This window comes from Pseudomonas sp. P65(2024), assembly GCF_057480955.1.
This window is the reverse complement of record NZ_JBLIYX010000021.1, coordinates 64,355-86,023: the sequence shown is the minus strand read 5'-3', so window position 1 is coordinate 86,023 and position 21,669 is coordinate 64,355. Positions and strand designations below refer to the sequence as shown.

The 21,669-nt window shown below is 65.1% G+C and carries 22 protein-coding genes and 1 pseudogene; 9 read left to right on the top strand and 14 right to left on the bottom strand.

Annotation, left to right across the window (positions count from 1 at the left end; genetic code table 11):
* The 4 genes from AC25MA_RS23085 to AC25MA_RS23070 all read right to left on the bottom strand — a co-directional run.
* Positions 1–495, bottom strand: a 495-nt coding sequence (locus AC25MA_RS23085) for a POTRA domain-containing protein (protein WP_486972407.1), incomplete at its 3' end; no start/stop codon positions are given.
* Positions 496–701: 206 nt separating this feature from the next.
* A complete protein-coding gene (locus tag AC25MA_RS23080) occupies positions 702–2,120 on the bottom strand; it encodes a short-chain fatty acid transporter (RefSeq protein WP_062360297.1) in 1,419 nt (472 codons plus the stop codon).
* Positions 2,121–2,257: 137 nt separating this feature from the next.
* A complete protein-coding gene (locus AC25MA_RS23075; RefSeq protein WP_028691538.1) occupies positions 2,258–2,914 on the bottom strand; it encodes a CoA transferase subunit B in 657 nt (218 codons plus the stop codon).
* 35 nt (positions 2,915–2,949) lie between these two features.
* Complete coding sequence (locus tag AC25MA_RS23070; protein WP_023632552.1) at positions 2,950–3,648, bottom strand: CoA transferase subunit A; 699 nt, start codon at positions 3,646–3,648, stop codon at positions 2,950–2,952.
* Between the two features lie 119 nt (positions 3,649–3,767).
* Here AC25MA_RS23070 and AC25MA_RS23065 point away from each other — a divergent pair, with 119 nt between their 5' ends.
* Positions 3,768–4,673, top strand: a complete 906-nt coding sequence (locus AC25MA_RS23065; protein WP_197865896.1) for a LysR family transcriptional regulator — start codon at positions 3,768–3,770, stop codon at positions 4,671–4,673.
* Positions 4,661–5,482, top strand: a complete 822-nt coding sequence (locus tag AC25MA_RS23060) for an aldo/keto reductase (protein WP_069016619.1) — start codon at positions 4,661–4,663, stop codon at positions 5,480–5,482. The genes AC25MA_RS23065 and AC25MA_RS23060 overlap by 13 nt, the downstream gene beginning before the upstream one ends.
* A 90-nt stretch (positions 5,483–5,572) precedes the next feature.
* Here AC25MA_RS23060 and AC25MA_RS23055 read toward each other — a convergent pair whose 3' ends face one another.
* The 8 genes from AC25MA_RS23055 to AC25MA_RS23020 all read right to left on the bottom strand — a co-directional run bounded on the left by AC25MA_RS23055 (position 5,573) and on the right by AC25MA_RS23020 (position 15,099).
* Positions 5,573–8,647, bottom strand: coding sequence for an error-prone DNA polymerase (locus tag AC25MA_RS23055; RefSeq protein ID WP_028691542.1), 3,075 nt, complete (start codon positions 8,645–8,647; stop codon positions 5,573–5,575).
* Positions 8,644–10,062, bottom strand: a complete 1,419-nt coding sequence (locus AC25MA_RS23050) for a Y-family DNA polymerase (RefSeq protein WP_088853038.1) — start codon at positions 10,060–10,062, stop codon at positions 8,644–8,646. The genes AC25MA_RS23055 and AC25MA_RS23050 overlap by 4 nt, the downstream gene beginning before the upstream one ends.
* Before the next feature lie 6 nt (positions 10,063–10,068).
* On the bottom strand, positions 10,069–10,689 hold the full coding sequence (gene imuA / locus AC25MA_RS23045) for a translesion DNA synthesis-associated protein ImuA (RefSeq protein WP_028691544.1): 621 nt from the start codon (positions 10,687–10,689) through the stop codon (positions 10,069–10,071).
* A complete protein-coding gene (gene lexA, locus AC25MA_RS23040; RefSeq protein ID WP_081791599.1) occupies positions 10,689–11,297 on the bottom strand; it encodes a transcriptional repressor LexA in 609 nt (202 codons plus the stop codon). Before lexA ends, imuA begins: the two co-directional genes overlap by 1 nt.
* Before the next feature lie 70 nt (positions 11,298–11,367).
* Positions 11,368–12,966, bottom strand: coding sequence for a hypothetical protein (locus tag AC25MA_RS23035; RefSeq protein ID WP_213882974.1), 1,599 nt, complete (start codon positions 12,964–12,966; stop codon positions 11,368–11,370).
* Between the two features lie 3 nt (positions 12,967–12,969).
* Positions 12,970–13,731, bottom strand: a complete 762-nt coding sequence (locus tag AC25MA_RS23030) for a hypothetical protein (RefSeq protein WP_280063910.1) — start codon at positions 13,729–13,731, stop codon at positions 12,970–12,972.
* A 160-nt stretch (positions 13,732–13,891) separates the two neighbouring features.
* On the bottom strand, positions 13,892–14,362 hold the full coding sequence (locus AC25MA_RS23025) for a thioesterase family protein (protein WP_213882972.1): 471 nt from the start codon (positions 14,360–14,362) through the stop codon (positions 13,892–13,894).
* Positions 14,363–14,688: 326 nt separating this feature from the next.
* Positions 14,689–15,099 carry an acyl-CoA thioesterase gene (locus AC25MA_RS23020; RefSeq protein ID WP_486972406.1) on the bottom strand — a complete coding sequence of 137 codons (411 nt, stop codon included), beginning with the start codon at positions 15,097–15,099 and terminating at the stop codon, positions 14,689–14,691.
* Positions 15,100–15,258: 159 nt separating this feature from the next.
* On the opposite strand from AC25MA_RS23020, the gene AC25MA_RS23015 reads away from it, so the two are divergent.
* Positions 15,259–15,927, top strand: a complete 669-nt coding sequence (locus AC25MA_RS23015) for an HAD family hydrolase (RefSeq protein WP_280063911.1) — start codon at positions 15,259–15,261, stop codon at positions 15,925–15,927.
* Between the two features lie 12 nt (positions 15,928–15,939).
* Here AC25MA_RS23015 and AC25MA_RS23010 read toward each other — a convergent pair whose 3' ends face one another.
* Both AC25MA_RS23010 and AC25MA_RS23005 read right to left on the bottom strand, forming a co-directional pair.
* Positions 15,940–16,359, bottom strand: coding sequence for a DUF1294 domain-containing protein (locus tag AC25MA_RS23010; protein WP_236247986.1), 420 nt, complete (start codon positions 16,357–16,359; stop codon positions 15,940–15,942).
* A 1-nt stretch (position 16,360) separates the two neighbouring features.
* Positions 16,361–17,191, bottom strand: a complete 831-nt coding sequence (locus tag AC25MA_RS23005; RefSeq protein WP_028691551.1) for an undecaprenyl-diphosphate phosphatase — start codon at positions 17,189–17,191, stop codon at positions 16,361–16,363.
* A gap of 300 nt (positions 17,192–17,491) precedes the next feature.
* On the opposite strand from AC25MA_RS23005, the pseudogene AC25MA_RS23000 reads away from it, so the two are divergent.
* The 6 genes and pseudogenes from AC25MA_RS23000 to AC25MA_RS22975 all read left to right on the top strand — a co-directional run.
* A pseudogene (locus AC25MA_RS23000) lies at positions 17,492–18,253 on the top strand (cache domain-containing protein); the annotation flags it as partial.
* A 138-nt stretch (positions 18,254–18,391) separates the two neighbouring features.
* Positions 18,392–19,126, top strand: coding sequence for a methyl-accepting chemotaxis protein (locus AC25MA_RS22995; RefSeq protein WP_371877800.1), 735 nt, complete (start codon positions 18,392–18,394; stop codon positions 19,124–19,126).
* 95 nt (positions 19,127–19,221) lie between these two features.
* Positions 19,222–19,788, top strand: a complete 567-nt coding sequence (pnuC, locus tag AC25MA_RS22990; RefSeq protein WP_028691553.1) for a nicotinamide riboside transporter PnuC — start codon at positions 19,222–19,224, stop codon at positions 19,786–19,788.
* Positions 19,785–20,336 carry an AAA family ATPase gene (locus tag AC25MA_RS22985; protein ID WP_486972405.1) on the top strand — a complete coding sequence of 184 codons (552 nt, stop codon included), beginning with the start codon at positions 19,785–19,787 and terminating at the stop codon, positions 20,334–20,336. The genes pnuC and AC25MA_RS22985 overlap by 4 nt, the downstream gene beginning before the upstream one ends.
* A gap of 298 nt (positions 20,337–20,634) precedes the next feature.
* A complete protein-coding gene (locus AC25MA_RS22980; protein ID WP_186595817.1) occupies positions 20,635–21,078 on the top strand; it encodes a hypothetical protein in 444 nt (147 codons plus the stop codon).
* A 1-nt stretch (position 21,079) separates the two neighbouring features.
* Complete coding sequence (locus tag AC25MA_RS22975; protein ID WP_062360313.1) at positions 21,080–21,652, top strand: hypothetical protein; 573 nt, start codon at positions 21,080–21,082, stop codon at positions 21,650–21,652.
* The last annotated feature ends 17 nt before the right edge of the window (positions 21,653–21,669 follow it).

Below are 21,669 nucleotides of genomic sequence, written 5' to 3'. Positions count from 1 at the left end.
GCTCAGGCCGCTGGCCGGGTCCGGGCGCAGCCCTTCCAAGCGCCCTTCCACCACCAGTACCTGCAGATGACCCGAGGACAGGTCCTGCTGCGGCAGGTAGGCACGGCTGGTGACCAGGCCGCGGCCCAGGTAATGGTCGGTGATGGCCTTGAGCAAGGCGTTGAGCTGGGTGACGCCCAGGCACTGGTCGATAAAGGGCTTGAGCAGGCTGTCGCGGTCGGCGGCGGACAGGCTGTCGGCGCCCTTGAGTTCGATGGTGTGGATGGTGAAGCAGCGGCTGTCGGTCGCCGGTTGCGCTTCACCGGGTTCGGCGGCCTTGCCGGGCAGGTTGCGCAGCTCTTCGAGGCGGCGCTGCTGCTCTTCGAGCAGACGGTCCTGGCGGTCGCGGATCAGGTCCTGGTCGCCGGGTGAAACGGCCCAGGCCGCAGGGCAGCACAGCAGGCTGACAAGCGCACAGAGGGCCGTTTTGCGCCCTGAAACTAGACGTCCCGCCATGACCAATCCCTGGTGAACAGTGCAAAGTGGCGGGCATACTATTTTGCCATCATATTGGCGTCAATTTGCCATCATCCGGTTTTTTGTAACACCGCTCTCCGTGTTGAATGAAACCATTGAGATAGAGCTATTGCGCTACAGAGAAAAATTTTTGCCCTGTCGCCGTGAACGATGTGGAGCTGCCGTGCAGCTCCACGACTTGGGCCTTACGGCATCACCGGCGGCACATACTGCAAGGTCGTGCCCAGCGCCCACAGCAACACCAGCACCAGCGGCACATGCACCAGCAACTGCACGAACGAGAAGCCGATCAGGTCGCGCGCCTTTAGCCCCAGCACCCCCAGCAGCGGCAGCATGTAGAACGGGTTGATCAGGTTCGGCAGCGCCTCGGCGGCGTTGTAGATCTGCACCGCCCAGCCCAGGTGGTACTGCAGGTCGTTGGCCACCAGCATCACGTAGGGCGCCTCGATGATCCATTTGCCGCCGCCGGACGGAATGAAGAAACCGAGCACCGCCGAGTACACGCCCATCAGCAGCGCATAGGTGTCATGGGTGGCGATCTGGGTGAAGAACACCGAGATATGGTGCGCCAGGGTCTGGGCGTCCGCGCCCTTGACCTGGGTGAGGATGGCGGCGATCGAGCCATACAGCGGGAACTGGATCAACACCCCGGTGGTGGTCGGCACGGCACGCGTCACCGCGTCGAGGAAGCTGCGCGGACGCCAGTGCAACAAGGCGCCGAGCATGATGAACAGCAGGTTGTAGGTGTTCAACCCGGAAATCGCGGTGATCGCAGGCTTGGTGGCGAACTCCTGGTACAGCCAGCCGGCGGCCAGGGCAACCAGCAGCAGGATCAGGATCGGGCTGTATTCCAGCCACTCGCCCGGGCGGGTGCGCTGTGGCGAAGGCGGCGCGCTGAAGCTCGGGTCGACGCCGCAGTCCTGGGCGCTGCGGGCGCTGTTCGGCCCGGGCGCGGTGGCATAGGCCACGACCAGCGAGACGACCACCAGCGCGGCAAGCATCACCCCGGACTGCCAGAGGAAGATGGTCTCGGTGAACGGGATCACCCCGGTGATCGACAGGATCGATGGCGGCAGGCTGGCCGGGTTGGCCTGCAGCTGCGCGGCCGACGACGACAGGCCCAGCGCCCACACCGCGCCCAGGCCCAGGTAGGCGGCGGCACCGGCGGCGCGGTAGTCCATCTTCAGGTCGCTGCGACGGGCCAGGGCGCGTACCAGCAGGCCGCCGAACACCAGCGACAGGCCCCAGTTGAGCAAGGAGGCGAGCATCGAGATCAGCGCCACCCAACATACCGCCGAGCGGCCGTTCTTCGGCAGGCGCGCCAGGCGGTCGATCAACCGGGCAGCGGGTGGCGAGCTGGCCACCACATAACCGCCGATGACCACGAAGGCCATCTGCATGGTGAACGGAATCAGGCTCCAGAAGCCGTCACCGAAGGCCTTGGCGGTGTCGGTGGGCTTGCCGCCCATGGCCAGGGCGCCGAGGGACACCAGCATCACCGCCAGGGCGGCGAACACCCAGGAGTCGGGGAACCAGCGTTCGGCCCAGTTGGAGCAGCGCAGGGCAAAGCGGGCGGAGCGGCTGTCTTGGATATCAGCGGCCACGATGTTTTCCTTTTTCTGATTTTTATAGGAATGAAACGGCGTCGCCCCATCGCGGGGCAAGCCCGCTCCCACGAGGGATGCGTGGTCCTTCGTGGGAGCGGGCTTGCCCCGCGATGGGGCGCTTGCAACGGTGCTGCTTAGAAAGTCATTTCCTGCACATCGTCCGGCACGATCAGCTTGCCGGCGGTCTTCTCGATGATTTCCTCGATGCTCACGCCCGGGGCGGTCTCGCGCAGGATGAAGGCGCCGTTTTCGATCTCAAGGTAGGCCAGGTCGGTCAGCACCTTGCGGATGCAGCCGGCGCCGGTCAGCGGCAGGCTGCACTTGGGCAGCAGCTTGGACTCGCCGTCCTTGGAGGCGTGGGTCATGGTGACGATGATGTTGTCGGCACCGGCCACCAGATCCATGGCGCCGCCCATGCCCTTGACCAGCTTGCCGGGGATCATCCACGAGGCGATGTTGCCCTCCACGTCCACCTCGAAGGCGCCGAGCACGGTGAGGTCGACATGGCCGCCACGGATCATGGCGAAGGATTGCGCCGAATCGAAGATCGACGCACCACGGCGGGCGGTGACCGTCTGCTTGCCGGCGTTGATCATGTCGGCGTCGATCGTGGCTTCGGTGGGGAACTCGCCCATGCCCAGCAGGCCGTTCTCCGACTGCAGCATCACTTCCATGCCGTCGGGCACGTAGTTGGCCACCAGGGTGGGGATGCCGATGCCGAGGTTGACGTAGTAGCCGTCCTTCAGTTCACGGGCGACGCGTTGCGCCATTTGTTCGCGGGTCAATGCCATGGTCAGGATCTCTTTGTTGTTCTTGAGGACGGCGCTCAGGCCTTGACGGTGCGCTTTTCGATGCGCTTCTCGAAGGTGCCGACGATGACCCGGTCGACATAGATGCCCGGGGTGTGGATCTCGCTGGGCAGCAGCACGCCGGGCTCGACGATCTCTTCGACCTCGACCACGGTGATCTTGCCGGCGGTGGCGGCCAGCGGGTTGAAGTTCTGCGCGGTGTTGCGGTACACCACGTTGCCGTAGTGGTCAGCCTTCCAGCCTTTGACAATGGCGAAGTCGCCGGTGATGGATTCTTCGAGGATGTATTTGCGGCCGTTGAACTCGCGTACTTCCTTGCCTTCGGCAACCGGGGTGCCGTAACCGGTGGCGGTGAAGAAGGCCGGGATGCCGGCGCCGCCGGCACGCATCTTCTCGGCCAGGGTGCCTTGCGGGGTGAGTTCCACTTCCAGTTCGCCGCTGAGCAGCTGGCGTTCGAACTCGGCGTTCTCGCCGACGTAGGAGGCGATCATCTTGCGGATCTGCCGGTCCTCGAGCAGCACGCCCAGGCCGAAGCCGTCGACGCCGCAGTTGTTGGACACCACGGTCAGGCCCTTGACGCCGCGGCGCTTGATCTCGGCGATGAGGTTCTCGGGGATGCCGCACAGGCCAAAGCCGCCGGCCAGCACGGTCATGTCGTCGGTCAGGCCCGCCAGGGCCTCTTCATAAGTTGCTACACGCTTGTCCAGTCCGGCCATGCTCATTCGCCTTTTGTAGTTGTTGGAACCGTACGGTCATCTTCACTGTAGTCGACTGATTTGTTAATTTTGTTTTCGTCATCGATTGATAATTTTTACAAAACAAAAGGCCACTCCTCATGAACGTCAAGCAGCTGCGCGCCTTCGTCACCGTGGCCAAGTACCAGAGCTTCGCCCAGGCCGGCGAGCATCTGCACGTCTCGCAACCGGCCCTGAGCCTGACCATCAAGGCCTTGGAGGACAACCTGGGCGGCGCCCTGCTCACCCGCACCACCCGCAGCGTCAGCCTGACTCCCGAGGGCGAGGTGCTGCTGCCCCTGGCCCGGCGCCTGCTGGCCGACTGGGACGACACCGAGGAGATGCTGCGACAGCGTTTTACCCTGCAGCTGGGGCGGGTCTCGGTGGCGGCCATGCCGGCCTTCGCCGGCAACCTGCTGCCGCAGTCGCTGAAGGTGTTCCGCCAGCGCTACCCCAAGGTCAACGTCACCGTGCACGACGTGATCAACGAGCAGGTGCTGGAACTGGTACGCCACCGTCGCGTCGAACTGGGCATCGGCTTCGAGCCTGAAAGCAGCGAGGCGCTGCGCTTTCACCCGCTGTACATGGACCGCTTCGTCGCCGTGGTACCGGCCGACTCGCCCCTTGCCCACCAGCCTCAGGTGCGTTGGCAGGAGCTGCTGGCCGAGGATTTCATCGCCCTGCAACGGCCTTCGGCGGTGCGCCTGCTGCTTGAGCAGCACCTGGCCGCCAACCATGGCAAGCTGGCGGTGGCCTTCGAAAGCCACCAACTGTCGACCATCGGTCGCATGGTCGCCAGCGGCCTGGGCGTCAGCGCGGTACCGGCGCTGTGCATCGGGCAGATGCAGGAGCTCGGCGCCCGTTGCGTGCCGTTGGTCCAACCGACCGTGGAGCGGCGCATCGGCGTGATCGCCCTGGGCGATCACAAACTGTCCAAGGCCGCCGAGGCGCTGCTCGATGTGCTGCTGACCCATACCCATCCACAGGAGGTGACATGCGTTACGTGAATCTGGCGGGTTCCCGCGTTCCGGCCATCGGCCAGGGTACCTGGTACATGGGCGAAGACCCGGCCCGCAGGGCCGCCGAGGTGGCGGCGCTGCAACAGGGTATCGAGCTGGGCCTGGGCCTGATCGACACTGCTGAAATGTACGCCGAGGGCGGCGCCGAGCAGGTGGTCGGCCAGGCCATCGCCGGGCGTCGCGACCAGGTGTTCCTGGTCAGCAAGGTCTACCCGCACAATGCCAGCCGACGCGCTGTGCCGGCCGCCTGCGAGCGCAGCCTCCGGCGCCTGGGCACCGACTGCATCGACCTGTACCTGCTGCACTGGCGCGGCCAGTATCCGCTGGAGGAGACCGTCGAAGCGTTCGAGCGCCTGGTCGAGCAAGGCAAGATCCGTCGCTGGGGCGTGTCCAACTTCGACCTTGACGACCTGCGCGAGCTCGACAACTCCGCCTGCGCCACCAACCAGGTGCTGTACAACCCAGCCGAGCGCGGCATCGAGTTCGACCTGCTGCCGTGGAGCCGCCAGCAGGGCTTGCCGACCATGGCCTACTGCCCGCTGGCCCAGGCCGGGCGCCTGCTGCGCCATCCGGTGATGACGCAGGTCGCTGAGCGCCACGGTGCTACGCCGGCCCAGGTGAGCCTGGCCTGGGTGACGCGGGGTGAAGGGGTAATCGCGATTCCCAAGGCGGTCAATCCAGAGCATGTGCGCCTGAATGCGGCGGCGGCCGACCTGGTGCTTGCCGAAGAAGACCTGCAAGACATCGAGCAGGCATTCCCCGCTCCGACACGCAAGCAGCGCCTGGCGATGGTCTGAGTTGCCTGCACGAGGGGCCGCGCCGCGGCCCTATCGTAGGCAAGCCGGCTCCCACACCGACCGTGCCACCTTCAAGCCAAGTGCCAATGACTAGTGGAAGTCCCGGCTGCGCACATCCAGCCCCTGCAACAGGGGGCTGATGTCCTCGAGACGCCGGGCGATCAGGTGCCGTACCCCGCTCTCCTGCTCCAGGCGCCCGCTCACCTTGAGCAACTTCGAACCCACCAGTGCCCGCCGCTGGCGCTCGGCCAGGTCGCGCCAGACCACCACATTGACCATCCCGTGCTCATCCTCGAGGGTGACGAAGGTCACACCGCTGGCGGTCTGCGGGCGCTGGCGCCCGACCACGATGCCGGCCACGGCGACAGTGTCGCCATGCTCGACCCCCGCCAGCTCCGTCGAGCTGCGACAGCCCAGTGCCCGCAAGCGTGAACGCAGCAGGGTCAAAGGATGCGGCCCGAGGGTGGTGCCCAGGGTGCCGTAGTCAGCGGCCAGGTCCTCGGCGACACTCGGCACCGGCAACGCCACCGCCTGCTCGGACACCGGCTCGAGCCCGGCGAACAACGGCAACTGCGATTGCACCGCCGCCACCTGCCAACGTGCCTGGTGACGGTCACCGACCAGCCCGCGCAACGCCCCGGCATCCGCCAGGCGCGCACGGGCACGAGCATCGAGCCCGGCGCGCAGGCACAGGTCCTCGACGTCGCGCCACGGGCGCTGTGCCCGCGCCTGTGCCAGGCGGCAGGCATCGCCTTCACCAAAGCCACGGATCTGGCGCAACCCCAGGCGGATGGCCAACGCCCCCTCGCCCACGGCCTCCAGGGTGCAGTCCCAGTCGCTGTGGAACACATCCACCGGGCGCACCTCGATCCCTTGGCGGCGGGCCTCCTGCAACAACTGGTCGGGACTGTAGAAGCCCATCGGCCAGCTGTTGACCAGTGCGCAGGTGAAGATCGCCGGCTCATGGCACTTGAGCCAACTGCTGGCATAGCACAGCAGGGCGAAACTGGCGGCGTGGGACTCGGGGAAACCGTAGCTGCCAAAGCCCTTGATCTGCTCGAAGATGCGCTCGGCAAAGGCCAGTTCGTAGCCATTGCGCAGCATGCCCGCGATCAGCCGCTCGCGGTGCGGCTCCAGCCCGCCATGGCGCTTCCAGGCGGCCATGCTGCGGCGCAGCTGGTCGGCCTCGCCCGGGCTGTAGTCGGCGGCGACCATGGCCAGCTCCATCACCTGCTCCTGGAACAACGGCACCCCCAGAGTGCGCTCGAAGACGGCCTGGAGTTTTTCCGATGGATAGGTGACCGGCTCCTGCTTGAGCCGGCGCCGCAGGTACGGGTGGACCATGTCGCCCTGGATCGGCCCGGGACGGACGATGGCCACCTCGATCACCAGGTCGTAGAACTTCACCGGCTTGAGCCGGGGCAGCATGGCCATTTGTGCCCGCGACTCGATCTGGAACACACCCATGGTCTCGGCGCGGCCGATCATGGCGTAGGTGGCCGGGTCCTCCTTGGGCAGGGTCGCCAGCGTGTACTCGCGTCCCCGGTGCCGGGTGATCAGGTCGAAGCAGCGGCGCAGCGCGCTGAGCATGCCCAGCGCCAGCACATCGACCTTGAGCAGGCCGACCATGTCCAGGTCATCCTTGTCCCACTGGATCACCGTGCGCTCGGCCATTGCCGCGTTCTCCACCGGCACCAACCGGTCCAGCGGCTGCTCGGAGATGACGAAACCACCGGGATGCTGCGACAGGTGCCGGGGAAAGCCGATCAGTTCCCCCGCCAGCACCAGGATGCGCCGCAGCGAGGGACTGTGCGCATCAAAGCCGGCCTCGGCCAGGCGCCCGGCATCGGGAATGCGATCGCTCCAGCGTCCGCAGCACTTGGCCAGGGCATCCACCTGGTCAGCTGGCAGGCCAAGCACCCGGGCCACATCGCGCACCGCGCCGGCGGCATGGTAGCTGCTGACCACCGCAGTGAGTGCCGCCCGGTGTCGGCCGTAACGGCGGAACACGTACTGGATCACCTCTTCGCGGCGATCATGCTCGAAGTCCACGTCGATGTCCGGCGGCTCGTTGCGCTCGCGGGAGAGGAAGCGCTCGAACAAAAGGCGGTGCTCCATGGGGTCGAGCTCGGTGATGCCGAGCACGAAACACACCACCGAGTTGGCCGCCGAACCGCGCCCCTGGCAGAGGATACGCTGGCGGCGGGCGAAGGCGACGATGTCGTGGACAGTCAGGAAGTAACTCTCGTAGCCCAGCTCCTCGATCAATGCCAGCTCCCGTTCCAGCACCGTGCGCACCTTGTCGCTCGGGCCCTGGGGCCAGCGTTCGGGCAGGCCGCGCCGGCACAGTTCGCGCAACCAGCTGGCCGGGGTCTGCCCTGCGGGCACCAGTTCCCGTGGATACTGGTAGTTCAGCTGGGACAGGTCGAAGGTGCAGCGCCCGGCAATCCGCAGGGTCGGCGCGAGCAGATCGTCCGGGTACAGTTCGCGCAACTGGTCGAGCGAGCGCAGGTGACGCTCGCCGTTGGCGAACAGGAAACGTCCCGCCTCGGCGACCGCGCACTGTTCGCGGATGGCGGTCATGCAGTCCTGCAGCGCACGCCGCCCGCGCACATGCATGTGCACATCGCCGCAGGCCACCAGCGGGATCTCCAGCCGAGTCCCAAGCGCGCGCAGCTGTGCCAGACGCCGGGTGTCGTCGGCCCCGCGATGCAGGTGCACCGCCAGCCACAGGCGCTCGCCGAACAGCGGCCGCAACCAGGCCGCGTCGCCGTCGTCGGGCTCAGCCACCCACAGCGCCAGCAAGCCCTGGTGATGGGCCTCGAGGTCCTCGACGAGCAACTGGTAGCTGCCCTTCTCCGAGCGCCGCCGGGCGCGGGTGATCAGCGCGCAGAGATTCTGGTAACCGACAAGGTCTTCCACCAGCAGCACCAGCTTCGGCCCCTGGTGCACCCGCACCTCGCTGCCGACGATCAGCTTCAACTGATGCTGCTTCGCCGCCTGCCAGGCCCGGACAATCCCCGCCAGCGTGCATTCGTCGGTGATCGCCAGGGCCTGGTAGCCCTGCTCGCGAGCGCGGCGAAACAGTTCGTCGGCACTGGAAGCACCGCGCTGGAAACTGAAGTTCGACAGACAGTGCAGTTCCGCATACGCCGGACCGTTCATGCGAACCAGCCCTGCAACCACAGTGGCCCCGGGGCCGCCAGGTCGCGGAAGGCCCAGCCGCACAGGCCATCGCGGGTCTCGATGCGGTAGTAGTCACGGCGCACGTCGCCACCGTCCCACCAACCGGACTCGATGCGTTCGGCGGCCCCCAGCAGTTGCAGGCCGGCCTCGCTCAAGAGCTGGGGCGTGGGCAGCAGCCAACCGGGACGACGACCAGGGGCCATCACCCGTTGGCCTTCGGCGCCCTGATCCACGCCTTGCCAGGCGCGCTCGGGGCGATGGTCGGCTTCGGCGCGCAGCCCCCTGACCGCCTCGTCACCGAGCCGCGCCCGCAGCCGTTCACGCAACTGCTCCCAGGGCTGGACCTGCTGTGCGCGCGGGTCGAACAGCGCCTGGCGTTGAGGCACGAAGGGCGGCAGGTCGGCGGCCAGCAGGCGCAGGTTGCGCACCGGCGCCGGGATACGCAGCGGCTCCAAGCGGCCACGGGCCAGCTCGAACAGCAGCGAAGCGTCGCGCTCGGCGGCCAGCAGGCCGACCTTGAGCACGGTGTCCGCGCCTTGGGCGTGCTCCAGGTGCAACTCGAAACGCTGCACGCCGCAGTCGCGCCCGGCGAGGAAGGCCGCCAGGTCACTGATGAGGCGACGCAAGGGGAACAGCAGCGCCTGATGCGACTCGACATCGAAGTTCAGTTCCAGCCGCGCCTCGAAACGATCGGGCGGCTGGTAGAAGTCCAGCCCCAGGTTGCGCAGGCCGAGCAACTGGTCCAGGTGCAGTTGCACCTGGGCGCTGAAGCGCCTGGCCAAGGCATCGCGCGGCAGCGCCAGCACCTGCTCGAGCCGGTGCAGCCCCATGCGGGCGAAGGCCTCGACTGCGTCGACCGGCAGGCCGACACGGTTGACGGGCATCTCCAGCAAGGCGGCGCGGGTCGCCTGCGGGCAGGTCAGCGCCAGGCCGTCATGGCCGTTGGCGAGCATCCTCGCCGCCACCGGGTTGCTGGCCACGACAATGCGCTGGCGCAGCCCCAGCGCCGCCAGTTCCTGGCGCAAGCGCGCCTCGAACAGCGGCCAGGGGCCGAACAGTTGCAGGCTCGAGCCCACCTCCAGCAGCAACGCACGGGGATAGTAAAGACTGACTTGGGCGCTGAAACGGTAGGCCCAGGCCGCCAGCAACTGCTGCAACTGCTCGATACGCGCCGGCTCGACCTCGACGCAGGTGAAACCGTCGGCCAGGGCGCGGGCGGCGGTCAGCGTCTGCCCTGCGCGCAGCCCCAGCTCACTGGCCGCCGGGTTGACCGCCCGCAGCACACGGCGCTGGGGCGGACCGCCCAGCAGCACCAGCGGCGCCTCGGGGTCGTCGCGTTCGCGCAGGACGGTGTCCAGCGCCAGCTGTGGCAACAGGATGCAGGCCCAGAGCATGGCGCATTACTCCCGCCCCGGGCAGGCGATGGGCGTGACCGGCGCCAGGCCGCCCCGGCACTTGAGCACGCGCCACTGCGCCGGACGCAGGTCGAGGGCAATGCGCAGGGCGGCGGGCGAAGGGTTCAGCGCGGCCTGGTGCGGGCGACAGGCGAACGCCAGCGCATCGCCGGTCTCCGCAGCCACCTGCAGGCGCCGCAGGGCACGGTCGTCGGCACGCTCTGGCCAGCACAGCACGGCGGCGCAACTGCCCGAGCGCAGGCACTGCTCGGCGGCCCACAAGGCATCGATCGCCTCGGCGTCGACCTGTACCAGCCAGCGCAGGTCCACCCCGGCGGCCTGCCAGGCCGGCGCATAGGGGATGAACGGCGGCGCCACCAGCACCACCCGCTGCCCCTCGCCCGTCAGCCGGGCTAGCGTCGGCCAGAGCAGCTGCAGTTCGCCGCAACCGGGGCTGGCCAGCAGCAGTTCGCTCAGCGCCGCCGCCGGCCAGCCGCCTTCCGGCAGGCGCTGGTCGAGGCCGGCATGCCCGGTGGGCTGCAGGCCCTGCGGACGTGCCTGGGCCTGCCGCCCGCGCCATACCTGGCGCTGGTCGAGCAAACGGTCGAGGTCGACCACGGCGCCCATCAGTCACGCCTCAGCAGGCCGCAGAACACGCCTTCGATGAAGAATTCGTGCCCTGGGGTCACGTCGATGGGGGCATAGGCCGGGTTGCGGGGCAGCAGGCGATAGCCATCACGGGTGCGCTGCAGGCGCTTGATGGTGACTTCGCCGTCGAGCCGGGCGACCACGATCTGCCCGTCACGGGCCTCGCCCTGCTGGCGAATGCCGACCAGGTCACCGTCGAAGATGCCGTCGTCGACCATCGAGTCGCCACGCACCTTGAGCAGGTAGTCGGGGGTGCGCCGGAACAGGCTGGGGTCGAGCAGGAGTTGCTCGTGGATGTCGAGGTCGGGGCCGATCGGCGCACCGGCGGCGACCTGGCCAAGCACCGGCACCTCGAGGATCTCGGGCCGGCGCAGGGGCTCGGCCAGGCGGATGCCACGCGCCTGGTTGGGCGTGACGTCGATGAACCCGGCCTGGCTCAGGGCGGTGATGTGCTTGCGCGCCACGCTGCGCGAGGCGAAACCGAAGCGCTCGGCGATATCGGCCAGCGACGGTGGCTGACCTTGATCAGTGATGCGCTCGCGGATGAACGCGAGGATGGCGCGGCGTTTGGGGGATAAAGTGTCCATGGAGCACATTTGTACTCTTTTTTCATAACACTGAACAGCTCCCTTCGTCGCCGGCCCTCCCCACCCTGCCTCAGTAGCGAATGGACAGGGCGATCGCCTCGCTCGGCGTCTGGTGTTTTTCCAGCAGCCCCAGCACGTCCTTCTTCAACTGCTCCTGCCTGTCGATCAGCGCCAGGTCGCGGAACTTGTAGTCCAGGTCGGCATAGCTTTCCGATACGCCGGCATTGAGGTGGTTCTTGCCGAAGGTGTGCACGATGTGCTTTGACTTCCAGATGTCGTACTGGCTGAACACCTGGTCCCGCGGCAGGTGCCTGGCAACCGAGAACGGCACCCGGGTCAGCAGGCAGTAGTTCATCTTGTACTTGTGGAACTGGTAGTGCTCCAGGGAGTGGACGAACGACACGTACCAGATATAGGTGGCGATCACTTCGATGTTGAAGTCCCTGTCGCCGGACTGGCACGGCAGGTTGACGTAACGGCACAGCTCGGCAACCCAGTTGTTGATGTAGGGCTCGGAGCCGTCACGCAGCAGGTCGTCGTAGCTGGCCGAGACGAACTTCAGCACCGCCGCGTAGTAGTCGCGGTACTGGGCATTGAGCGCGTGCTGGCCATTGAGGTACTGGTCGAACGGGATGGCGAACCTGATCTCGAATTTCTGGGTCAGCGCCTGGTCTTCGGTCTCGCGCTTGTTGTACATGTTCAGGGCGTTTTCATAACCGACCTTGTAGAAGGTCTGCGCCGAGTAGTAGCCGATGCAGCTATAGAGGAACTTGTCGGCGATGCCGGTGGTTTCGCGCAGCGACAGCGGCGACTCCTTGAACTGGTGATTGAGCATCAGGATATAGGCGGTGTGCGGGTCCATCAGTTTATGGAAGTTGCAATCCTTGGGCACCAGGTTGAACAGGAACGCCGCGCCCATTTCGGCGAAGAACAGATGGTGGTGCAGGTGCGCGCCAAGGATGAAGAACACCATGGTGTTGGACATGAAGTACACCTTGGCCAGGTCCCAGTCCGGCTCGCCCGGGCCGACGCTGAAGCCGTCGCGCAGGGTGATGCGCATGCTGTCGGCGGCAAAATCCTCGGCGATGGCGATGCTGGCCACGTCGAACACCGAGCTGGACAGGCGGATCTCCCGAGTGAAGTCACGCATGTCGAAGGTCGACACGCCATCGACCGTCTGCAGGTAGTGGGTGATCTGCGACGACATCAGGAACACCCGCAGGTCCTCGTCCGAGATGGCCGTCGGCTGTGGGAACTGACCCAGCGGTACCTTGTAGTAGTCGCGGTTGGCCTTGATGATCGACTGGATGTAGTTGTGGTAGACCTTGTCCTTTCTCCAGCGGTAGACCAGCTCGGCGGGCAGCTTCTTGGGGATGTAGCCCATGTGGTAGTCGGTGCCCGGGATCGGCGTGCTTTCCATCGAGATGGAATCGCGGTTGTAGTGGCGATAGCCGAAGTAACGAGGCAGCAGCCATTTCAGCTGAACCCACTTCCAGGCCAGGAAGCTGGTGCCGAGATTGACCGCGTACAACGCCAGCAGCAGCGGTACGAACTTCACGTAGTACAGGCCCACGTACACATGCTTCAACGGCTCGGCGCGGGTCTTGCTCATCAGTATGATCACGGGGCTGACGGTGATGAAAAACGCCAGCAGGATGACTTCCAGCATGCTTCAAACTCCTTGTTCGATCGCTTTGTTCTTGTTGCGGCTTGCGCCGTAGCTGTACAGGCAGGCGCCTGTAAAAATCACGTTGACGATGCTCCAGGCGAGCGCCGCGTCAGGGCTGTACCAGCCCGTCAGGTCGAAGGCCGGCAGGTTCATCAGGGGTGTGTCGCCGGCCAGCGTGCGCACGAACAGGTAGAAACCGAAGGTGTAGGCACGGGCCTGGAAGTACAGGTCCGAGCGGCGCAGCAGCAAGGCGTAGGCCACCGGCGCCAGCAACAGCGGCAGGGCGTAGCCGAAGGTGGTGATCCGCGCCGAGTACAGGAAACACAGGTTCCAGGTGGTGTAGAGGTAGGGCCAGTAGGCCGGGACATGCACCACGAAATCACTGTGTCGCCCGGAAACCTCCCAATGCTTGCGCGAGTACGGCAGGCAGACGATCAGCCCCACGGCGGCGGCGATGTTGAGGATGTTGCCGGTCTGCCAGTCGATCACAGAGGCCTCGATGATGTTCAGCACGATCACCAGGTAGATCAGCTTGTAGATGAAGCCTTCGATCCTTGGCTTGTAGCGGGCATAGGCCAGGAAACACATGGGCAGCAGCACGCTGATGGTCTTGATGCGCATGAACAGGTTGGCGTTGGGCACCAGCAGCGCCGGCAGCGACAGCACGAAGAAGGTCAGGCCCACCAGGCGGTAGCGCCTGAACAGCTCGGCGACCAGCAGGAAGGCGGCGAAGAAGGCCAGCATCAACAGCAATGTGTTCGGCATGAGGGGTTTCCCTACTCGTTCATGGATCGATGTGCGGCGTGAACGCCGGGCACGGCAAAGCCTGCCGCGCACGCCCGGGCCAGAGGCCGGGGACGGTGGAGCAATGGACAGGCGTTGCAGGTATCAGGTGGCTGGCAAGAGGGCCGCAATGCGGCCTGGCTCAGGCCTTGCCGAGGACGTGGGCTTCAGCTTCCAGCCATTTCCTCACGGCTTCGGGCATCGCCGCGGTGGTGGGCTGCACCTTGAGCTTCTCGGCGATCACCGCGTTGGCGACCAGGCCCTTGCGGCCAACCCAGGCGCCTTTGGAGTAGCCAGTCACGACCACGTCGCCTGCGCTGTTGAAGAAGCTGTACTGGAAGTAAGTCCAGTTCTCGTCGAGGCAGCAGATGCTGAATTCAGCTGTGTACTTCTCGAACATTGAAAGTTGCTTCTTGTAGACGACCAAGTTGCCGCCGAGCATCGGCTTCCAGCCCAACTTGAAGGCTGGAATGAGGATTTTCGCGCGCAGACAAAGTTCCAGCATGAACAAATCGGCGATGGTCATGTAACGGCCATTGTTCATGTGCTTGTTGATGTCGATATCGTTCGGCCAGACCCGCAACGTGCGGTGCAGCGTGTCGGTCAGGGCCATGGGCGGCTTGAAGAAACCACGCAGAACAGCCAGCAACAGGCGGATGTAAAGGTTCATCCGGTTATCCCTCCCTAGGATTTTTTATTATCGTTCCCTGTTCAACCAACCGTTGATTAATCGGTTGGCTGCAAGCGGCGCATTGCAGGCCTGCTTGTTTGCCTCTCAGCGGTGGCGAAACTAACAGCTTTCACCGGGAGCAACCAGAGGCCAACACCTTAATTACTCTAAAAACGCCAACTGAATAACCGGTCACGTTCGGACTTTATATTCAATTGATGCTGAAACGTTTGTTCTTTTATTGGAAAACTATTCGTCGCGGTGCTCCGCTAGTCCATGTGCTTGCACAATGCCTGGCGTAATGCCTCGGGCACTGCAACCGGCTGCTTGCTCTCAGGGCAGACGCACACCTGGGTCATGCTGGCGCGAAAGCAGACTTCGCCACCGGCGCCGCGCGCCTCGACGGCAAAACTGAACGAAGTGGTACCCGGCTCGCCACTGCTGACCTGCACGCTGATCAGATCATCCCAAGCCATGGGGGCCAGGAACTCGATGGACAGGGCCCGCGCCGGCGGCATCACGCCCATGGCGAACAACCTGCGCAGGCCTTCGCCGTCCAGGCAGTGGGAGAGAAACTCGTGGACCGCCTCGATGACGAAATAGGAGATACGCGGTGTATAGACGATCCCGGCGGGGTCGCAGTCGCCGAACAGGATCTTGCGGGTGGTGACAAAAGGCATGGCGTTGGGTGCTCCGTGCTAGGAATGCCTGGCAGGCCATACTAACGCACACGGTAAAACGGCTGGCACCTTGACTTACCCCCGCACTGCCCGCCAAGTACATTTTCCAACCCTGATCCCTTATGATGCTGAATGGTTTCTCCAGCCTCAGGATGCCCAATGCTGACCGCCCTGCTGTTCGACCTCGATGGGACCCTCACCGATACCGACACCTTGCACCTGCAAGCCTTCCGCAAGCTGCTGTTCGACCATGACGGTCGCGAGCTGACGCAGGAGCAGTTCAACACTCAGGTCAGCGGCCGCGCCAACGGCCTGTTGTTCGCCGAACTGTTCCCAAAGGCCGATGCCGCCAGCCGCCAGGCCTTGGCCGAGCGCAAGGAAGCACTGTTCCGTGAGCTGTCACCGACACTGGCGCCGATGCCCGGCCTGCTGCGCCTGCTGGACCACGCCGAACGACAGGGAATCGGCATGTGCGTGGTGACCAACGCGCCGCGCCTGAACGCCGAACACATGCTCGGGGCCATGAGCCTGGGCGCACGTTTCGAGCATGTGCTGGTAGCGGACGAACTGGCCCGCCCCAAGCCCGATCCCCTGCCCTACCTCACCGGGCTGCAGCGCCTGGGAGCCAAGGCCGGGCAGGCGCTGGCGTTCGAGGATTCGCTGCCGGGGGTCAAGGCCGCCGTCGATGCCGGAATCTTCACCGTGGGGCTGGCGACCACCCAGCCTGCCGAACGGCTGATGGAGGCTGGGGCTAGCCTGGTGATCGAGACGTATGATGATCCGCGGTTGTGGGATCTGATCGAACGGATGCAGCGACAGTGTGATTGATCGGAAAATCCCTCATATCACGACCTTGCTCCAACGCCCCGCCAGGAATAGGTAGTCGACCCAGAACACCTGGTGCAGCAGGACGATCCCCCAGAACACCACCTGGTAGGAGACCTTCCGGGTCTTGTGCCGAAACAGCTGCTGCGCCACCAGCGCGCCCGGCCAGCCGCCCAGCAGCTCACTGGCGTGCAGCACCTTCTCGGGGGTACGCCAAGCCTGGCTGCGGGCTTGCTGTTTGTCCTGCCAGTACAACAACAGGCTGACCAGGCTCGCCGCCAGGTACATTGCCAAGGGCAGCCATGTTCGGCCGCCCAGGCCCATCTGCACACCGCCGAACACCGGCAACAGGCATAGCCCCACCAGCATCAGCACTTTCAGGCGTAAATGCCGTATGCCCGCCTCGCCCGTGGGCACGCTCTGCCTGCGCGCCATGTCAGCCGTGCGCCGTCGACCAGTCGACCCAGCCGAATTCCCAGGTCGCCAGGATCAGCAGGCCGAAGGCGATCCGGTACCAGGCAAACACCGCATAGCTGTGGTTGGCGATGAACTTGAGCAGCCCGCGCACAGCGATCATGGCGAAAATGAACGACACCACGAAACCGAGCGCGAACACCGGCAAGTCACCCGGCTGGAACAACTCACGGTACTTGTACCCCGAATACACTGCCGCACCGACCATGGTGGGCATCGCCAGGAAGAACGAGAACTCGGTGGCTGCCTTGCGCGACAGGCCGAACAACAGGCCACCGATAATGGTCGAGCCCGACCGAGAGGTGCCGGGGATCATTGCCAGGCACTGGACGAAACCGATCTTCAGCGCATGGCTCCAGCGCATCTCGTCGACATGGTCGACCTCCACGCGGTGCTGGCGACGCTCGGCCCACAGCATGATCACCCCGCCCACCACCAGCGCGGCGGCGACGGTAACGGGGTTGAACAGGTACTCGTGGATCAGGTCGGCGAACAGCACGCCCAACACCACCGCCGGGAAGAACGCGATCAGCAGGTTGGCGGTGAAGCGCCGCGCCGGCCCCTGCGTGGGCAGGCCCAGTACCACGTCGAGGATCTTGCGCCGGAACTCCCACACCACCGCCAGGATGGCCCCCAGCTGAATGATGATGTTGAACGCCATGGCGCGTTCGCCGCCAAAGCCGATCACGTCGGCAACGATGATCTGGTGCCCGGTGCTCGAAATGGGCAGGAACTCCGTCAGCCCCTCGACCACGCCCAAGATGATTGCCTGCAAGGCACTCCAAAAATCCATCCTTCCCCCAAGTGCGACGCTGCGCATGGCAGGCCGCTTGTTTTGATTGACTCAATGATGCCGCACGCGGCGCGTGCTTTTTACAGTGACTGTAGCTGCCAAGGCCAGCTGAAAAACGCGGTTGCCTAAAGGTTTCATCTGACGCGGCCGAAATCCTAGCAGAGCCTGTGTTTCAAGGCTTGCGTTAGCTGCTACACGGGATGTCAAGAAAGACTCATTAGCCGTTGGTCGAGTGGGGGCTGGCGGCAAAGCATGCTTGGATGCCCTGGATAAAAAGAACAAAGACTGGAGTAACGCATCATGAAGACCCTGAGGTCGATGTCGATCAGCCGCCGCCTGTGGCTGATCCTGCTGGTGGCCGTGGCCATGCTGCTGGTGCTGGGCCTGCTGATGCTGCGCCAGCTCCACGGCGACCTGTACCAGGCCAAGGCCGAAAAGACCCGCCACGTGGTGCAGACCGCCGCCGGCATCCTGACGTATTACCAGGGCCTGGAGGCCGCCGGCACGCTCACCCGCGAAGCCGCGCAGCAACAAGCCCTGCAAGTGGTGCGCGGCCTGCGCTACGACCAGAACGACTATTTCTGGATCAACGACCTGCAACCGAAGATGATCATGCACCCGGCCAACCCCAAGCTCGATGGCCAGGACCTCTCGGCCATCCGCGACCCGGATGGCTTTGCCGTGTTCAACGAAATGGTCGCCCTGGCCCGCAGCCAGGGCGCGGGGCCGGTCGACTATCGCTGGCCCAAACCGGGCGCCAGCGAACCGGTGGAGAAAACGTCCTATATCCAGTTGTTCAAGCCCTGGGGCTGGATCATCGGCTCGGGGGTGTACATCGACGACGTGCAGGCCGAGTTCGCCCGCCAGCTGCGTGACGCCTCGCTGTTGGGCCTGGGCATTGCCCTGCTGATGGCCCTGCTGGTGATGCTGATCGCCCGCAGCATCGCCCGTCCGCTGCAGGAAGCCGTGCAGGCCATGGGCAACATCGCCAGCGGCGAAAGCGACCTGACCCGACGCCTGGACACCCATGGGCGTGATGAAATCACTCACCTGGGCGAGCACTTCAACCGCTTCAACGGCAAGTTGCAGGGCGTAATCGGCCAGTTGCAGGGCGCCGCCCATGCCCTGGCCGAGTCGGCCGGCCATGTCGGCGACAACGCAGGCGCGGCCCAGGCCCGCAGCACCCAGCAATCGCTGCAAATGGACCAGGTGGCCACCGCCATCAACGAGGTTTCCTACGCTGTGCACGACGTGGCCAAGCACGCCGAACAGGCCTCCAGCGAGATGCGCAACGCCCAGACCCAGGTCGGCCACGGCCAGCAGGCGATCCACGGCAGCCTGCAGCAGATCGACCGACTCTCGGCGACCATCGAGCAGGCGGTGCAGGTAATCCGCGAACTGGCCAGCCACAGTACGAAGATCGGAGGTGTTCTCGAGGTGATCCGCTCGATCGCCGAACAGACCAACCTGCTGGCGCTCAACGCCGCCATCGAGGCCGCTCGCGCCGGTGAACAGGGCCGTGGTTTCGCCGTGGTCGCCGACGAGGTGCGCCTGCTGGCCCAGCGCACCGCCCAGTCGACCGCCGAGATCCAGACCATGATCGAGCATCTGCAAGGGCAGTCGGAGGCCGCGGTACGAGCCATCGACACCAGCAGCGAAGCTTCGCGCCAGACCGTTGAGCAGGCCCGCGAGGCCGGCAGCAGCCTGGATGCCATCAGCCAGGCGCTGGGCAACCTGGGCGCGCTCAACGCCTCGATCGCCAGCGCCACCCTGCAGCAGTCCCATGTGGTCGAGGAAATCAACCGCAACGTCACCGAAACAGCCGACCTATCGCAGCAGACCGCCGAGGCGGCGCGCCAGTCCAGCGACGCCGGGGTGGCCCTGGCGCGGCTGAGCGAAGAGCTGGAGCAACTGTTGCGCCAGTTCAGGGTCTAGCGGCGGCAAGCGGCGGGCTGATACGTCCGCCCGCTGCTTGAAGCGTCCCGCTCGAAGCGGTTAGCATCCCGCCTTTCCCCGCCCAAGGATCGCCGATGTCCGGCCTCGAACTCTTCGCCGCCGCGCTCGGCGTCATCGCCGTCTGGCTCACCGTCAAGCAGAACCCCTGGTGCTGGCCGATCGGCCTGGTGATGGTGGTGCTGTACAGCTGGATCTTCTACGAGGTGAAACTGTACTCGGACATGCTCCTGCAACTGGTCTACGCGGTGCTGCAGCTGTACGGCTGGTGGCAGTGGACCCGGCCGGACCGCATCGAGGACGCCCGCCAGGTGACCCGCCTGGCACCCGCGCCAATGCTCAAAGGCCTGGCGGCCGGCCTGCTGGCCAGCCTGCTGCTGGGCGCGGGCATGGCGCACTGGACCGACGCCGCCCAGCCCTGGCTGGACGCCGCCCTCACAGGTTTCAGCCTGGTGGCGCAGCTGTGGATGGCGCAGAAGCGTCTGCAATGCTGGGCGTTGTGGGTGGTGGTGGACGTGATCTTCGTTGGCCTGTTCCTGTACAAGGGCCTGTACCTCACCGCCGCGCTCTATGCCCTGTTCACCCTGATCGCCGTGCGCGGCTGGCTGGAGTGGCGCCGCGATCCGGCGCTGGCGGCGGCATGAAGGTCCTGGTGCTGTGCGGCCCGGAGTCCAGCGGCAAGAGCTGGCTGAGCGGCGAGATCCAGGCGCATTTCGGCGGCGTGCTGGTGGGGGAATATGTCCGCCACTTCATGGACTGTGAGCAACGTGACACCTGCTACGCCGACATCCCCGCCATCGCCCGCGGTCAGCTGGCTTGGGAAGACCAGGGCCGAGAGCAAGCGCCGGAACTGCTGATTCTCGATACTCACCTGCTCAGCAACATCCTCTGGAGCCGGGCACTGTTTGGCGACTGCCCGGCCTGGATCGAGGAGGCACTGAAGACGCGCCACTACGACCTGCACCTGCTGCTACGCCCCGAAGGCGTCGAATGGGTCGGTGATGGACAACGCTGCCAACCACGACTGGAAGAACGCCAGGCGTTTTTCGACGACAGCCTGGCCTGGTTGCAAGGTCACCGGCAGAATCTACAGGTCATCGACGGTGACTGGCCGCAACGTAGCGCCAAGGTGCTGAGCTCGGTGCAACGCTTGCTTGACGGAAAAGCACCGGTTTTCCCCACTGAATGTTAAGCCGCTGATACACATCGAACGGCCATAGCCCCCGGATTTGCGCGTAATCCCACCGTTTCGGGGGCAGTGTCACACCGTTGATACACCTGCGGCGAATTCCCCTCGAAGCCCAGTATTGCAGGGTTTGACCCTCTCCTCACCCGAGATCTGTCTCAGCCCTGATACAACAATTCTCTGACGCACCAGCACTTCCCACCCAAGATCCTGATTCTTAAGCAATAACCAAAACCGGCACAGCTTCTGCTCTTCTTCTGGCAACGCGGCCCCTGGCCCAAACGCCGAAGAAGGAATTGCCATCGTGGGGAAACCAGAAAAAGGCAAGATCTGTCACCTCCTGCTGCTTGGCTGCGCTTTGGGATCCAGCTTCAGCCTGCCCGCCCAGGCAGACAACGGCATCGTCGTCATCACTCGCGAGGTGCAGACCCGCAGTGCGATCCGCGCGCCCATGATCCCCGACCCGAATCCAGTCACCGTCAACACTAACCCGTCCGCGCACATTCTCAGGCAGACCAGTGAGCTGAGCGATGGCGACTTCGCCGGCATCACCAGCGGTGCAGGGATCAACTCGCTGATCACCCAGCAGACCAATACCATCGGCGCCAACATCGGCAACCAGACCCAGTTGCCCAACATCGCCGGCGGACGTGGCTCGGGCTCGGGCGGCAACGGTATCGCCAACATGGTCAATTCGAACGTCCAGCAAGGCCTGGGCGCGCTGAAAGTGCTCGGCGGAGGCCAATGACATGAGGCATTCGCTGCTGATTCTGGCCACGCTGTGCAGTGCTTCGGCCTTCGCCCAATCCCCCGTGACCAACACCGCCACTATCGACAGTTCCGGCGCGCAATACCAAGGCAACCTGGGCGTCAACCAGGCGGCCGGCGACCAGCAACAGCAGGTCAATGCACGGGCCATCGCCATTGGCCACGATGCCAACGCCAGCACACAGATCCGTCAGCGCCTGCGCACTCACGTCGACCCTGCGCTGGATGCGCAGTCCAGCATTCAGGGCACGGCGTTCAGTCACGGCAATGGCATCCTCGGTGTCAACCAGAGCGCCGGCGCCAGCAACCAGCAAGCCAACGCACTGCGCATCAGCGTCAGTGCCCAACCGCAAAGCATCGACGACAGCGTCCTTCTGCAACAGAACGTGGCGCTGGTCAACAGCTCGGATCCAACTGCCCAGACTCCCGGCCATCGCCAGGTCAGCACCAGCGACCAGGCATTCACCGGTAGCCGTGGCGTGGTGCAGTTGAATCAGAGTGCAGGGGTGGGAAACCGAACGGCCAACACCCTGAGCATCCGGGTCGCGGATTGACCCAAACAGGTAACAAC